We start from the raw sequence: 13,984 nt of genomic DNA, 5'->3' as shown, positions 1-13,984 counted from the left end.
CACGGTGGGATTCGATCAGCTTCTGGGCTACGCTCAAGGCCATTGCGGACGCCGAAACGGCTGCTTACGAGGCGCTTCATCTTCTCTTCGCAAAGAGATAGAGCGGCAACGCTCGATTGGCAAAGGTGTTTCCGAAATTGTGACACACACGGGCTGCCGACGCAGGTACGAATTTTCCAAGACAACTCTACCATTTTCGCAAACTGCGGCGATCACGCTATGAGCTGCATTGATCATTTGCCGTGCGCGTTCGCGACACCTCGACCGCTGCCGGGTAAATTGGTTTTGGCGGGCGGCATCAAATCCGCGATCTCTCCGTGGTCCCGCCCGGGCAACGCACTAATTCTGGCTATCGAGGAACACCTTAAGATGTCGAGGCCGCGATTGATCGTCGATGGTACGAGGCGCCGCGCGGCGTTCCCTTGGCGCTATCAACTGTTACACGGATAGAACACATGGCGACCGCTGAAAATCGACTAACAGATTGGCTTCGTGACGCCGAGGCAATGGAGAAGCAAGCCACGACAATGCTCGACGCACTCGCTAAGGGGATCGAAAACTACCCAGATGTCAAAGCGCAAATTGAACGCCATCTCCAAGAAGCACGGGATCAGGCAGCCGCAATGCAGGGGTATGGAGAGCGGCGCGGTGAAGGCGGGCCAAGTTGGAAAGAATCGGCTGGACAATGTGTCGCTATGGGGCAGGGTCTCAGCGGCGCGTTCGTGGGCGATAAGCTCGTCAAACGAGCCATCACGGAGATTTCATGCTATAATATTTTAATTGCTTCAGCCGCAGCTGTGGGAGACAAGGAGACGCGTGGAGTTTGTGAGGATATTCTGCTTCGAGAAAAGGCGATGCTGAATTGGCTCATCAATTACCTTGCATCCGCAACCTTCGCGCATCTCGGTCGTGAAGAAACACCCGACGGAGAAACCTCGACGCTTTCCAAGCCGTAAAGACGACGGGATCGGCCCAGCCTCTCTTCGATCGCGAAGGCTGCGGCGGGCGCATCCAGTTCAACTACTGTCGCCATGGCGACCGGGGTAGAAACCGCGTGGCTGCCGAAGCCTTACTTTTTCCATCACGAATCTCAGGCGCTCCCGGGGCACTGGTCACGCCCTAAATTCCAGGCTTGCGCAACGAGGCCGGCAATGCCCTGTCACCGAAATCAATCACTGATCGTTGGAGAATTTTACCCGTCGAGTCGATGACCAACTGAAAGCGCCGACCCTTATGGAAAAATGTCAGCCGATATCGCCCCTCATCCTCATTCTCACCCTTCTCGCAACGGCTCGTCACTTCCCCGCTGCGCATTAGCGATTGAACCGTCGGGGTTTCAAGATCGAGCCCATGTGCGATAATTGCGGCCGGAACCTGAATCGTATCGTCCTCGAACGCGATCATCGTAGCCGAGGTAGCCCCCAGGAGCGTCGACGATGGATCTGGTGTATCCGCACTCATTTGTCGTTGCTCCAGACCAAGTCAATTCTGCCCGCTTTTCAACTCATGTCGCCTTGCCTTCGCTTGGCTAGACCCAAACGCGCCGCAACACGATATGCGTTCCGCGGGTGGGAGCGCTGAAACAAGGTCGGGAGGTGGGACCGCGCCGATAGATTGCCACCGCTCGGCGCAACTGCGTCAGCGACGCCCCTCAACTTCCACCGTCGCGTCGCTCGAATTACATCCCAAGCGCGCCGACATGATCTATAGCGCTGCGCTTTCCTCCCAGTAAGGGCGCGCGCTGTAGTGCTGATGCACACGCATCTCCCAATCCCGATCGCTCCAGCTGTCGTCGCTGAATTCGGGGGCGGCCTCGAGCTGCTGCTGGGTGACGCTCGTGATGTAGCCTTCTCGCGATTTTTCATATTTTAGTGAGCTCCATGGCAACGGGTGGTGGCCTGGGCGCAAGCACATGAAACCTCAGACGTTTACTACGGCATAGCGCGCTTGCCCCGAAATCTTATCGATCATCAGGTGGTCGATTTCGCCGATCTCCTTGCCGCTCGGATCATAAACCTTAGCACCCACGACGTGTTCGCTCGAGATCAGATTGAACTTGGGATGGGCAGTGGCGGTAGCCATTTTCCAACCCCTATGAAGGTAGGTGGGGTCGAGCACCACCTTCGACGTCGCAAAAGAACCATCGATCCAAGCGCCTTGTCAGGACGACTTCGAACGCAAATAGCGATCAAACATTTTTGCGCCTCGTCTCGATGGGTTTCAGGATGAACGCGAAGGCCGGCATCATGCTGCACAAGATAACGCACACATCGGGAAAACAAAGTTGCTGGCAGGTCAACGGTCGCCGTCATCAGATATTCGAGCAATCATAAGCGGCGCAGCGTTGTTCGAGTTGTTGAGCCCTGAGATTCGAGGGAACATACCCGTTTTCAGGGCGTTGTCTCGACGGATCGGTCGGGCGTCATCATGAGTCTCACATCGGAACGCGATTTCACGATAAATTTCGGACCAGTGCACCCAGCGGCTCACGGCGTGCTCCGACTTGTGCTTGAACTAGACGGCGAGGTGGTCGTGCGCGTCGATCCGCATATCGGATTCTTGCATCGGGGAACCGAGAAGCTGATCGAGAACAAAACCTATCTACAAGCGCTGCCCTATTTCGACCGCCTGGATTATGTCGCGCCGATGAATCAAGAACACGCCTTCTGTCTGGCGGCGGAAAAACTGCTCGCGCTCGAGCTTCCGAAACGAGCGCAACTCATCCGCGTGCTGTTTTGTGAGATCGGTCGGCTTCTTTCTCATCTCCTCAATGTAACCACGCAGGCGTCGGACATCGGCGCCCTCACTCCGAATTTGTGGGGTTTCGAAGAGCGCGAAAAGCTGATGGTGTTCTATGAGCGCGCCTCCGGCGCGCGCATGCACGCCAATTATTTTCGTATCGGGGGCGTGCATCAGGATCTGCCCGAAAAGCTTCTCGACGACATTTATGCCTTCTGCGATCCTTTCTTGAAGGTCTGCAACGATCTCGAAGGCCTGCTTACGGATAATCGCATCTTCAAGCAGCGCAACGTCGACATCGGCGTCGTGACGCTCGAAGACGCATGGGCCTTGGGTTTTTCTGGCGTGTTTGTCAGGAGCTGCGGCGCAGCGTGGGATTTGCGCAAGGCGCAACCTTATGAATGTTACGAGGAATTCGACTTCGGCATTCCGGTCGCCAAGCATGGCGATTGCTACGACCGTTACTGCGTTCGCATGGAGGAAATGCGGCAGTCGACACACATCATGAAGCAATGCCTGGACAGACTGGCGTCGAGTGGAGGCAGGGGACCGATTTCGGTGGATGATCATAAAATAGCGCCGCCGAAACGCGCCGAAATGAAGCGCTCGATGGAGGCGATGATCGAGCAATTCAAACTCTACAGCGAAGGGTTTCATGTGCCAGCCGGCGAGGTCTACGCGGCGGTTGAGGCGCCCAAAGGAGAGTTCGGCGTCTATCTCGTCTCCGATGGCTCCAACAGGCCATACAGGTGCAAGATCAGAGCGCCGTCATTTGCGCATCTGGCCGCAGCGGACTATCTCATGCGCGGTCATATGCTGGCCGACGTGTCGGCGATCGTCGGCTCGCTCGACATCGTCTTCGGCGAGATCGATCGATGATAACGGCTCTTGTAAATAAGGCTCGCACGCCCTGCCGCGACGGCGTTCCGCCGCTTAAGCGTGAAGAAGCCGAGGCGCTTCGAGCAAATGCCAAAGATTGGGAATTGCTAACGATGCGCATCGCATTGAGTGCAAATTTCGCTTCGTCTTGAACGTCACGGCCCGCAGGACGAGGCGCTAGACGGATGCGCACCCTCGCCCTGTGCAGACGCTTGCCGAAAAGGGTTGGCTTTAGACAACAGCAGTGGGAAACCATATCCATGCCTCATCCTCTTCGTATCGAAGGTTACGCCATCGTATCTGAGGATGGCATGCTCGCGAATGCTGCGGGGATCATGCCCGACTCGCTCAAGTTCGAGGCAGATCAACACTTCTTCGAACGCGGGCTCAACGGGGTTGATGTGGTGGTGCATGGGCGCCACTCCCATGAGCAACAGCCGCGATCGTATTTGCGCCGCCGATTGATCATGACCAGGCAAGTCCCCGCCATCGCTGCCAACCCGTCGAATGAAAAAGCACTGTTCTGGAATCCGGCCGGTGCTTCATTCGAGCAAGCCTTGGCTTTGCTCGGGACGCCAGAGGGCAGCATTGGCGTCATTGGCGTCATTGGCGGTACGGAGGTGTTCGGGCTGTTCCTGGACCGCTATGACGTTTTTTTCCTGTCGCGGGCGCCAGACGTGCGATTGCCCGGCGGGCGACCGGTCTTTCCCGACGTGCCCACGCGGACTCCCGAAGAAGTGCTCGTAAGCCATGGCCTCGAACGCAGCCGACGGCAGGTGCTTGATCCAGCGAGAGGCCTGGCGATCGTTAGCTGGCAACGTTCGTCAAAGCTCGGTTGATAAGACTGCCGGAGTTCGAAAGCGATCGTGCCCTTTGGCCTGGTGTAGCTTGAGCGGGATGAACACCGCAATTTCCGGCATTGGCCGGCGAGAACATCGGTCTCGGCCTGGTCCATGAGGGCGGCGAGTTTTGGAAGCGTGGCGCGGAGCTGAGCGGCGACCTTGCGCCACTGCGCTTTGGCCGCCGCGGCGTCATCCTGTGCGAAGGCGGTGGCGATGAAAGCAGAAACCGTCCTGCGTCCGAGAACCGGGCTGCGCTTATGCATCACAGGGCGCGCGACATGTTGGTGGCGCAACGCGCGCAACTGATCAATGGGCTTCGTGGGCATCGGTTCCGCCGCAAATTTTCCATCTGGATGAGACCCGCCTGAAACGACGAACTGGTTCACCCCGCCAGCGAATAGAACTGCTGCGCTGGACGCAATTTGCCCATCGCGCGCAACTGGCCATTGCGGATCATGTGCATGAGTTTGATACCGCCAAAGGTTTCCGCAGTAGACCAGAACGATTTGGATCCCAGCATTGGCCGCTCAAATCGCTTGACGGCTCGGTGATCCTGAAGTCACTCCTTGATCTTGCGCACTAGCGACAGGCGTCTCGCGAATGATGTCGTTGCTCGCACGTGCCGCGCTTGCGCCTTTTGCGAAGGTTGCTGATCTTCTTGTAGAGTTGTCACGTTCCGTCTCCTCGCTAAAGATCAAGAGCTTAGCCATCAAGACTTTGCACGCCCCCAACTTTGCACGCTCTCGTATAATCCTCGCATTGCGTCAATCGCTCTCGCCGATAATCATCTCGTCGCCGAGTTCGAAATCGCCTTCGACGATTTCCGTAAACGCACCATCGTCTAGACCGAGTCGTACCGGGACCGGCGTCGACTCACCCTTGCGCAGCACCCAAAGAGACGTGCTGTCGGATATCTCGTCTCTCACGCCAAATTGCGAAGCGTTGCGGTTTCGCGAATAGCGCAGCGCCTCGTTCGGCGCCCGGAGCACCTTAAGACGCTGATCGATTACGATCCGCGCGGTCACCGTCCTGCCCGGTTCAAGTAGTCTCTCGGCGTCCGGAGCGGAGAGGACGACGATATTTTGCGCTTTGCGCACTTCCGTCGCCCGCCCGTCGAACAAACGCCCTTGCGCCGCATCCACGTTAATCGAAGCCCAATCACCGATCTCGACTTCATCAACGTCGCTCCGGGCAGGCGCAACCTCGATCTGCGCGACAGCCCAATCTGTGATGGCGAAGAGCGTCGACTTTCCTGCTTTGACGGGCTCGCCCGTCTCGGCGCCGCGGGAAATCACGGTCCCGTCCATGGGCGCTCGGACTTCCATGCCTCCAAGCTCAATTTCGGCGGCGCGCAACGCCGCTTCATGCTGCGCAATCAGATCTTCGCTACGCCTTGTTCTTGCGAGCGCTCGCTCATGGGCGCGCGTTGCTTTGCCGATCCCGCTCCGCTTCGGCGATACACGAGCGCGCTCCAGAGCCAATTTCGCGCGCGCTAGCCCCGCCTCGTCCTTGTCCATTTGCGCCCGGGCGGCCGCAAGTTTGGTTCGTTGGCGTTCGACGGCGAGCCGATGCGGCCGCTGCTCGATCGCCGCGCAAAGCTGGCCCTTCGCAACTTTAACGCCGACCTCGCAATCACGAAACTGCACGATGCCGGTCAGGGGCGCGAAAACCATGGTCGTCGGCCGCGGACGGACGATGCCGGTCGCCGAGACAGCGCGGACCACCGAGCCTCGTTCGAGCACGCGGGTCACAAACTGCGCGGCAGGCGGCGGCCAATAGAGCCAACCTCCGGCGATTGTCGCCGCAACGACGCCCGTCGTCATCCATCCAATCCATCGCGTCGTCGGCGCTGCGGCGCCCGCTTCTTTCGTAACCGCGCGCGGCGCCAGTTTGATGAGTTCGAGCATCAATAATGGCAACGAGGCGGCGGCCAGCAAGACGAAACTATCCTCATAGGGAAGCTCGGACGTTTCCAGGAAATGCGACAACATCGTGTTGAAGTGGCTCGTCATCTGGAGCGCGATGGACGCGATTACGATAACGAGCAAATTGAGGTTCGAAAAAAAGCCCACGCGCCAGATCGGCGTCGTCTGGCTGTGCGCGCCAAGGGAAATCAGCAGCTGCGCAAAGACCATCGTGGAGAAAGCGTTGGTGCGCGCGACCTGCAGGTTTCCCGATTGCAGACCGCGGAGAAAGGCGAGGAAAGCCACGCTGGAAATGAGCGCGGCGGTCAACAGCATCGCCCAAAAAAATCGCTCGTCTGTGAGCTGCTCGCCCCGCTCGCGCGGACGCTGGTTCATTATTCGCGGATCGACGCGGTCCGCGGCGAGACACAGCGCCGGCGGCCCGTCGGTGATGAGATTGATCCAGAGCAGATGAATGGGAAGGAGAGGCGTCGGCAGACCGCTCACGATGCAGATCGTTATCATCAGCAGTTCGCTGGCGTTGCAGCCGAGAAGGTATAGTAGCGTCTTGCGTATGTTCTCGTAAATGCCGCGGCCCTCCTCGACGGCGTCGACGATGGTCGCGAAATTGTCGTCCGTGACGATCATGTCGGACGCCTGCTTCGTCACCTCCGTCCCGCTTCGGCCCATAGCAACGCCGATATCGGCGCCCTTGATCGCCGGCGCGTCGTTCACTCCGTCGCCGGTCATGGCGACGACGGCGCCGTTTGCCTGCCAAGCCCTAATAATGCGCAACTTGTGCGCAGCGGTCACGCGCGCATAGACGGCCACGCCGGAAACGCGCTGCCGCAGCTCATCATCCGTCAGCTTGTCGAGATCGACGCCCGCCATCACGGACTGCCCGTCTTCGGTGAGCCCTAGCTCCTTGCCGATGGCCATGGCGGTGTGCGGATGGTCGCCCGTGATCATCACAGCGCGGATGCCGGCGGCCCGACATTTCGCGACGGCCTCTTTCGCCTCCGCCCTCGGCGGGTCGTATAATCCAAGGAGTCCGACGAAGACGAGATCGCGCTCGATGGTTTCTTGAGCGAGCCGATTGAGCGGCAAGGCGTCAAAATCGCGGAAGGCTGAGCCTAGCACACGCAGCGCGTTGCTGGCCAAATGCGTGTTTTGCCTCGTGAGTTCTTTGCGATCGCCGTCGGTCAGCGGATGCACGCCATCGTCGCGCCAAATATGTGAGCACTTGGCCAGCAGCGTCTCTGGCGCGCCATTCGTCAAAACGCGTTGACGCCCATCGGGCAAGCGCCGCACGATCGAGTGTAGCTTGCGGTCGGAATCGAAAGGGAGTTCATGGAGCCTTGGACTGTCCCGGTCCAGCGCGTTCCGGTCGCCGCCTGCTTTCTGTCCCGCAGAAAGGAGCGCACCTTCGGTTGGATCGCCGATGACGTTCCAGCTGCCCTTGTCTCGCTCGATATGTGCGTTGTTGCAGCCGACAAGGATTTCCGCCATCCGGCGCAGGGCGCTGTCGCGACTCGGTTCGATGAACTCGCCATTCAATCGCACCTCGCCTTGAGGACCGTAGCCTTCGCCGGAAACATCGTAGGTTCGGCCGGCGACGACCATCGCACGCACCGTCATTTGCCCAACGGTCAAAGTGCCGGTCTTATCAGTGCAGATGACATTGGTGGAACCCAGTGTCTCAGCCGACGCCAGCCGGCGCACCAGAGCGCCGCGCCGCGACATACGCAGCACCCCAAGCGACAGAGCCGCCGTCGTGACGGCCGGCAGACTCTCCGGCAACGCGGCGACGGCAAGGCTGACCGAGGTCATGAAAAGATCAAGGATTGGATCTTTGCGCAATAAACCGAGCCCGAAGAGCAGCGTCACGATCGCAAGCGTGGCCCAAAGGAGGACGCCGCCGAACCGCTCCAGTTTCTGCTGGAGCGGCGTCCCGGGCTCGCCCGCCTCGCTGATCAGCGAGGCGATTCGGCCCATTTCCGTTTGCATCCCGGTGGCGACGACGACGGCGCGCCCAGAGCCAGCCACTACGCTCGTTCCCATGAACACCATGTTGGTCCGATCGCCGATCGCAAGCTGCGGCTCGTCCAGCGCCTCAATGCTCTTGGCGACGGGCTCGGACTCGCCCGTCAAGGCGGCCTCCATGCAGGCGGGCGACGCGGCGGACAATAAACGCGCATCGGCCGGGACGAGATCTCCCGCTTCGAGTTCCAAAAGGTCTGCGGGAACGACCTCGGCCGAGGCAATTGTTGCTACCGCGCCGTCACGCCAAACCTTTGCCCGCGGCGCGGTAATCTGCTTCAATGCTTCGATCGATTTTTCTGCGCTGTATTCTTGATAAAAGCCCACTACCGCGTTCAAGAATACGATCGCGAGAATGACCAGCGAGTCGGTAGCGTCGCCGAGCACGCCGGAGACGACGCTGGCGCCGATTAAAATCCAAATGAGAATGCTGTTGAACTGCGCGAAGAAGATCGCCCAGGCGCTAACTGGCTTTGTCTCCGCGATCGTATTCGGCCCGATTATGGCGCGCCTTTCCGCAGCCTGCGCTGTGGATAGGCCGTTCGCAGGCGCCTCGAGACGCCGCAGCGCTTCATCGCCGGTCAAGCAATGCCAGGGCCTGTCGACCGCTTGCTCGGGCGCCGCCCGACTCATCGCATCGCCTCTCGAACCCACTTTGGTCGCGCGTTGGGGCCCGACGCAAGGATTTGGACCTGCTGCAGCATCTCTCGTAAAGTTACAGGCGGTCCGCAGCTAATCCATCTCAATTGTCTCAGGCGAGATAGACGAAACCGCACCCTAACGGGATATAGGTGATGTCCATCGCCTACACCTTGTTGATGCGCTCGATCGTCAGCCCGCCCTAGTCATCTGGAACTGAAGTTCATTTCATTATAGGATCGAGCTTTCGCATGAAAGCGGGAGCGAAATTGCCAGCGCCGATGCGATCAAGCGCCAACTCGGCAAATATCCGAAGGATATGACCGTCGCCGAGCCAACGCGGACGGCGGTATCCAGAAATTCCGCTTATAGCGCAATTCAAATCAAGCAGCGCAGCTCTATTTGGTTGTTTAGCGCTTCCATAGAGGCGAGCAGCGGCCTTAGGAGATGAGGAAGCCGAGGGGGAGGCTGGAATGAAGATATTGACGGCATTTATTTTGGTTGGGATCACGAGCCCAGCGCTCGCTGATCATTTTGCGCTCGGGCCGAAAGCTGCCGGTCCCAGGGCCAACACGAACAGCACAGTGTGGGATGCGAGTTGCCCTACCGGAGCGACTGTGATCGCCGGCACTTGCGTTGTTCGATCTGGCGACAGCGCTGTGCTCCAGATGTTCTGGCACGATGCTTCAAACAATAAATGGTCTTGCGCTTGGTCGACGCCCGTGTCTGAGGCCGACGTACAAGCTATGTGTGCGAAATCGAATTAGCGGCGCCAAAGTGATCTTACCCTGTATTCGCTATCTTGGCGTGGCGTCAATTTTCGTGGACAGCCGGTTAGCCTCACCTTACCCCGCGACCGATCGTAAGAGGCGACGGGGCGAAAATTGGTGTCAAACGCGCGGAGAGAATGCCAATCTCGTTGATGTCCGTCGGCGCAAGCGCCGCATTCGACGTTCGTCTCAGCTTTCTTCGATGACGACGTCCGCATGGCGTAAGGCTTCGATGGCGTCTCGGCCTCTTCTCGATGTTAAGGGACGCGTGGCGGAAAGTCGCACGCGCGTTTCAAATCCGGCGGCGACTGCATCGAATGCGGTCGCGCACACGCAAACGTCCTGCGCCAGTCCGACGATCAGCACGCGACGGACTCCGAGGCGGCGCAAATGATCCGCCAGCCCCGTGCCGTCAAACGCCGAATGCTGGTCCCGGTCGAGCGCCTTTCCCTTGCTGATAATTATTGCGTCGGGCGGCAGGCGCAGATCGGCATGAAATTGCGCGCCTTCACTGCCTCGAATGCAATGCGGCGGCGATGGTCCGCCTGCGTCATGAAAGCTCGCGTGGCCGAGCGGATGCCAGTCGCGCGAGGCGACGACTCAAACGTCAGCCGCGACCGCTTCCTCAATCAGCGCATTGACCAGTGGGACGATCTTATCGCCGTCGGCGACCGGCAACGCGCCGCCCCCGGGCAGAAGTCGCGCTGCAGGTCTATGATGATGAGCGCATCGCCAGGCTCGAGCCGCATCGCATCGCTGGCCATTGTAATAACCCGACATTTCCCAGATGGCCGCCGGCCATGCGGAAAAACATGACCAATTTGGAGTTTCCGACAAGGCCCACGGCACACAAAATCAATAACCAGGCGAAGGCAATCGGCACCGAAGCGGATTACGACGAGCCATCGCTCGTTGCGAGAGGATCGTGCGGGTGCGAGCCGGGCGTTGGCACGCGCCATTCCTTGAAGGCGACATGAATATCTCGAACAACGACGGCTGCGGCCGAAGCGTCGCTTTGGAAGGTATTACCAGTCAGCAAAACAACGCTCATTGCGACCGCGAGGGCCAGCAAAACTCGTCTATTGCGGGATATCGACATTTTTTCTTCTCGAGGCCCCATCGAGAATTAGCGCCCAACTTTCCCCTTTCAATCTTGCTGGACTATAACAGCGCCTATGCCGAATTCGTTTGACTTTGCGGTTTCTTCTTTCTTCGAGTCAGCTTTCCCGGCCGATTATTGGTTATGGTGACCTTGCTCATTCTCGGAGGATTTTCTGATCTCGGCCTCCATCGCCTTGAATTGCTCGGCGGAAAGTCGAGGCAGGCGCCGAACGAAGGCCACAATATTCCATATTTGCTCGTCCTGATGCGTGGGCCCGAATGCGGGCATTCCGGTCATTTTGACGCCATTCTTGATGATCCAAAACAGCTCCGCGCTGCTCCATCGCTCTGACGTTTCGGCGAGATTTGGAGGCTCCGGTCGCAGGCCTTTGCTAATGTAACTGCGCTCTTTCCCCGGTGCGCTATGGCAAATGACGCACATGGCGTCATAGTCCTTAAATCCCTTTCTCGCCTGATCCTCGCTCCATGTTTCCGGCGACTCGTTTCCCGCATGGGCAACCACCGAACTACGCATGGTCCAATTCAAGATGACGCGCACCAAAGCCGTGTGAGGCGCGGTTGCGGCGACGTTGTAAACGCCGCTGACGATGACGAGAAAAGCGCCGAGCGCGCTGACGATGAACGCTGTTACGAAACCAGCGAGAAACTTCATGGCGCACCTTCCCCGACAGTCATTCTTGAAAGGCATAGGATATACATCTAGTGTACTAACGCCGACATAGGATTCACAAGGACTGCGCCACCTGCGAGGCTGGGTTCCTTGGACCAGACCGTCGGTTCATGAGCGGAAAGAGGCTGCCTTGGAATGCCGTTGAAGCAGAGCAAATAGCCTTTCGCTGTTTCAGAACTTTTCAATTCTATAGATGTGTTTCGCGCGTCAACGAACGTCACGCGATAATTGATACGTTCATGGCGAAGCTCAGAAACGTCGAGCGCCTTCCCACCCTTCGGCGCACCAGGCGGCGCGTCGACTGAGAGGAGATACACCTCATGTCGCACATTGACAGTGCAACGCGCGATCGCACTCGCGAATTGAACGATGCGTTCCCCAACACGAATAAATCGCACGAGACGAATATCGCCCTGCCTCAGCCCGCGGGCGGACGCGCAGCGCGACGCTTACCGGAGCGTCGCGTCGCGAGCATTACGCAGTCTCGCCATCTCGATCACTGTCGCGCACGAACAGCTCTAGAATTAGACGCGCTATTTTCAACGTGTTAGAAGATCTCCGCCGAATTGCTCTGGCACCGCGAAACTATCGGCCTCGTCCAACAGACAAAGCGATACAGTTCGATGCTCCCGAGCCCCAGCTTGTCTAAGGCTCACTTACGCGAGCCTTTGTTGGCTGCGCTCGTGGACAACGCCTTGGACGGCATCATCACGATTGATGAAGCCGGAACGATCCTGTCATTCAATCCTGCTGCGGTCGCATTATTTGGATACAGGCCCGACGAAGTAATCGGACAAAATGTCCGCATGCTGATGCCCGAGCCATATCGCAGTCAGCACGAGGATTACCTGAATCACTACCTCCGCACCGGAGAAGCCAAGATTATCGGTATTGGCCGGCAGGTCGAGGGGCAACGTCGAGACGGCTCTGTCTTTCCCATAGAACTTGGCGTCGCTGCAGTCGTGGCCGAGGGCGAGCGCTATTTCGTCGGCTTCGTGCATGATTTAAGCGAGCGGCGCAGATTTGAAGCTCGGATGCACGAATTACACGCGCATCGACTCGATATCATCGAGAATATGACGGTCGGCTTTGCGCACGAACTCAAGCAGCCCCTTTCGGCAATCAACGCCTATCTCCACATGGCGAGCAGGCTCCTTAAGAAGGGAGATCCAGCCGAAATAGAGCAGGTCTTGGAAAACGCCTCCAAGCAGGTATTCCGCGTTTCCGAAATAGTGGACAATCTGCGCCAATTTATCGCGCGGGGCGAAACGATCAAAACCGTTCATCATCTGAACGAAGTTGTCCGTACCGCCTGCGAATTCACCGACTCTATCGCAAAGGAGTGCGGCGTCGTGACAATGGTCAAACTGGATGCGGAAAAGGACTTGGTGCTCATCAATAGAGTCCAAATCCAGCAGGTCATCGTCAACCTGAAGCGCAATGCCATCGAAGCGATGGAACATTGCGAACGGCGCGAATTAGACGTGTCCACGCGCGTGATAGACGGACATGAGATCCAGGTCGATGTTGTTGACACGGGCCCGGGCATTTCCGAAGCAATCAAAGCCAGATTGTTCGAACAATTTACAACCACGAAGCCACACGGTATGGGCGTTGGCCTGTCTATCTCGCGCTCTATTATCAATGCTCATCATGGGCGCTTGTGGGTTGCCCCCAATGCCGGTGGCGGCACGATCTTTAGCTTTGTATTGCCCTTGGCAGACCAACATCAAAAGCTCGCGGAAATCTGACAACTGTTTCAAAAAAGGACCGACAAGGCCGCGAGCCCAATCAGACTTGCCGCTTCCGGTCGCTGCCAAACGATACATTGCGCTAATGGTGCGTCTCGACTGTCCCGATACAGCGAATTGAGGGCTGCGTCAGTCTACGTGCACATGGCGGATTCGAATGGGAGCATTCACGCTCGCAGCAAGCTGCAGCAACGCCCGTGAAACGGCGCATTCTTGCATTCACTTGCAACGCGACAATGTCCGCCATCGCGCCACGACCAACCGAACAGCAAATCGAAGACGTCGCCGCCTACTTCGCGAGCGTCGCTCCGCCGCGCCGCCGGCCCATGCCACCGAGCGCGTCCAATGTGAGGGATATTTCCAGCGGGAACGCAACCAGTCACGGTGCGGCGCGTTCTTCCATTTCCGTCCATTGTCCCTGGGTGGCAAGCGCGTTCATATGAGCTCGGTGAGTGAAAGCCGCCTGGGCGTCGAGAACATTGCTCGGCATTCCGGACCAGGTTTTCAACGCCGCCGTCTGCAAGGCTCGGCCGTAACTGAAAGTCAGCGCCCATGGCCCTCCAAGGCGATTAATGGCGTCGAGATTTGCGGTCGCCTCAATGTCGGATTGGCCGCCCGACAGGAAGGC

13 protein-coding genes and 2 pseudogenes are annotated in these 13,984 nt (G+C 58.4%); 4 read left to right on the top strand and 11 right to left on the bottom strand.

All coding sequences use genetic code 11. The features are described 5' to 3' along the window. The first annotated feature begins 455 nt into the window (after positions 1 to 455). Positions 456 to 956, top strand: a complete 501-nt coding sequence (locus tag ACR65W_RS03880; protein ID WP_434498370.1) for a DUF892 family protein — start codon at positions 456 to 458, stop codon at positions 954 to 956. A 163-nt stretch (positions 957 to 1,119) separates the two neighbouring features. Here ACR65W_RS03880 and ACR65W_RS03875 read toward each other — a convergent pair whose 3' ends face one another. From ACR65W_RS03875 to ACR65W_RS03865, 3 genes are all read right to left on the bottom strand, one after another. Next, the gene (locus tag ACR65W_RS03875) at positions 1,120 to 1,461 is read right to left on the bottom strand and encodes a DUF6522 family protein (RefSeq protein WP_434498369.1); all 342 of its coding nucleotides are present in this window, start codon (positions 1,459 to 1,461) and stop codon (positions 1,120 to 1,122) included. 243 nt (positions 1,462 to 1,704) lie between these two features. Then, positions 1,705 to 1,914: a hypothetical protein gene (locus ACR65W_RS03870; protein ID WP_434498368.1), complete on the bottom strand. Its 210-nt coding sequence runs from the start codon at positions 1,912 to 1,914 to the stop codon at positions 1,705 to 1,707. Positions 1,915 to 1,920: 6 nt separating this feature from the next. Next, positions 1,921 to 2,082, bottom strand: coding sequence for a PRC-barrel domain-containing protein (locus ACR65W_RS03865; RefSeq protein WP_434498367.1), 162 nt, complete (start codon positions 2,080 to 2,082; stop codon positions 1,921 to 1,923). Positions 2,083 to 2,427: 345 nt separating this feature from the next. Here ACR65W_RS03865 and ACR65W_RS03860 point away from each other — a divergent pair, with 345 nt between their 5' ends. Both ACR65W_RS03860 and ACR65W_RS03855 read left to right on the top strand, forming a co-directional pair. After that, positions 2,428 to 3,618, top strand: a complete 1,191-nt coding sequence (locus ACR65W_RS03860; protein ID WP_434498366.1) for an NADH-quinone oxidoreductase subunit D — start codon at positions 2,428 to 2,430, stop codon at positions 3,616 to 3,618. 185 nt (positions 3,619 to 3,803) lie between these two features. Further along, positions 3,804 to 4,457, top strand: coding sequence for a dihydrofolate reductase (locus ACR65W_RS03855; RefSeq protein ID WP_434498365.1), 654 nt, complete (start codon positions 3,804 to 3,806; stop codon positions 4,455 to 4,457). Between the two features lie 86 nt (positions 4,458 to 4,543). On the opposite strand, the pseudogene ACR65W_RS03850 reads toward ACR65W_RS03855, so the two are convergent. From ACR65W_RS03850 to ACR65W_RS03820, 7 genes and pseudogenes are all read right to left on the bottom strand, one after another. Beyond that, positions 4,544 to 4,699 (bottom strand): annotated as a pseudogene (locus tag ACR65W_RS03850) (IS256 family transposase); the annotation flags it as partial. 143 nt (positions 4,700 to 4,842) lie between these two features. Continuing rightward, positions 4,843 to 4,980 carry a hypothetical protein gene (locus tag ACR65W_RS03845; protein ID WP_434498364.1) on the bottom strand — a complete coding sequence of 46 codons (138 nt, stop codon included), beginning with the start codon at positions 4,978 to 4,980 and terminating at the stop codon, positions 4,843 to 4,845. 244 nt (positions 4,981 to 5,224) lie between these two features. Next, positions 5,225 to 9,037: an HAD-IC family P-type ATPase gene (locus tag ACR65W_RS03840; protein ID WP_434498363.1), complete on the bottom strand. Its 3,813-nt coding sequence runs from the start codon at positions 9,035 to 9,037 to the stop codon at positions 5,225 to 5,227. Positions 9,038 to 9,266: 229 nt separating this feature from the next. Beyond that, on the bottom strand, positions 9,267 to 9,554 hold the full coding sequence (locus ACR65W_RS03835) for a hypothetical protein (protein WP_434498362.1): 288 nt from the start codon (positions 9,552 to 9,554) through the stop codon (positions 9,267 to 9,269). Between the two features lie 448 nt (positions 9,555 to 10,002). Continuing rightward, positions 10,003 to 10,353, bottom strand: a pseudogene (locus ACR65W_RS03830) (isochorismatase family protein); the annotation flags it as partial. Between the two features lie 352 nt (positions 10,354 to 10,705). Further along, positions 10,706 to 10,912 (bottom strand): hypothetical protein, encoded by a 207-nt coding sequence (locus tag ACR65W_RS03825; RefSeq protein ID WP_434498361.1) that lies wholly within the window; start codon positions 10,910 to 10,912, stop codon positions 10,706 to 10,708. Between the two features lie 135 nt (positions 10,913 to 11,047). After that, entirely contained in the window at positions 11,048 to 11,587 is a 540-nt protein-coding gene (locus tag ACR65W_RS03820; RefSeq protein WP_434498360.1) for a c-type cytochrome, read from the bottom strand. A 641-nt stretch (positions 11,588 to 12,228) separates the two neighbouring features. Between ACR65W_RS03820 and ACR65W_RS03815 the strand changes: the two genes are divergently transcribed. Further along, positions 12,229 to 13,356, top strand: a complete 1,128-nt coding sequence (locus ACR65W_RS03815) for a two-component system sensor histidine kinase NtrB (protein ID WP_434498359.1) — start codon at positions 12,229 to 12,231, stop codon at positions 13,354 to 13,356. 379 nt (positions 13,357 to 13,735) lie between these two features. Here the strand turns inward: ACR65W_RS03815 and ACR65W_RS03810 are convergent. Then, a partial coding sequence (locus ACR65W_RS03810; RefSeq protein ID WP_434502294.1) for a class I fructose-bisphosphate aldolase occupies positions 13,736 to 13,984 on the bottom strand: 249 nt, incomplete at its 5' end.

The sequence above is a fragment of the Methylocystis sp. genome, assembly GCF_051062815.1.
Lineage (GTDB): Bacteria > Pseudomonadota > Alphaproteobacteria > Rhizobiales > Beijerinckiaceae > Methylocystis.
Note: the sequence above shows the minus strand (reverse complement) of the source record. Positions and strands in the feature narration are given on the sequence as shown.

Bases quoted from the DNA above. Each gene is read 5' to 3' on its own strand.
- ACR65W_RS03880 (WP_434498370.1), top strand. From the start codon at position 456: ATGGCGACCGCTGAAAATCGACTAACAGATTGGCTTCGTGACGCCGAG.
- ACR65W_RS03875 (WP_434498369.1), bottom strand. From the start codon at position 1,461: ATGAGTGCGGATACACCAGATCCATCGTCGACGCTCCTGGGGGCTACC.
- ACR65W_RS03870 (WP_434498368.1), bottom strand. From the start codon at position 1,914: ATGTGCTTGCGCCCAGGCCACCACCCGTTGCCATGGAGCTCACTAAAA.
- ACR65W_RS03865 (WP_434498367.1), bottom strand. From the start codon at position 2,082: ATGGCTACCGCCACTGCCCATCCCAAGTTCAATCTGATCTCGAGCGAA.
- ACR65W_RS03860 (WP_434498366.1), top strand. From the start codon at position 2,428: ATGAGTCTCACATCGGAACGCGATTTCACGATAAATTTCGGACCAGTG.
- ACR65W_RS03855 (WP_434498365.1), top strand. From the start codon at position 3,804: ATGCGCACCCTCGCCCTGTGCAGACGCTTGCCGAAAAGGGTTGGCTTT.
- ACR65W_RS03845 (WP_434498364.1), bottom strand. From the start codon at position 4,980: ATGCTGGGATCCAAATCGTTCTGGTCTACTGCGGAAACCTTTGGCGGT.
- ACR65W_RS03840 (WP_434498363.1), bottom strand. From the start codon at position 9,037: ATGAGTCGGGCGGCGCCCGAGCAAGCGGTCGACAGGCCCTGGCATTGC.
- ACR65W_RS03825 (WP_434498361.1), bottom strand. From the start codon at position 10,912: ATGTCGATATCCCGCAATAGACGAGTTTTGCTGGCCCTCGCGGTCGCA.
- ACR65W_RS03820 (WP_434498360.1), bottom strand. From the start codon at position 11,587: ATGAAGTTTCTCGCTGGTTTCGTAACAGCGTTCATCGTCAGCGCGCTC.
- ACR65W_RS03815 (WP_434498359.1), top strand. From the start codon at position 12,229: ATGCTCCCGAGCCCCAGCTTGTCTAAGGCTCACTTACGCGAGCCTTTG.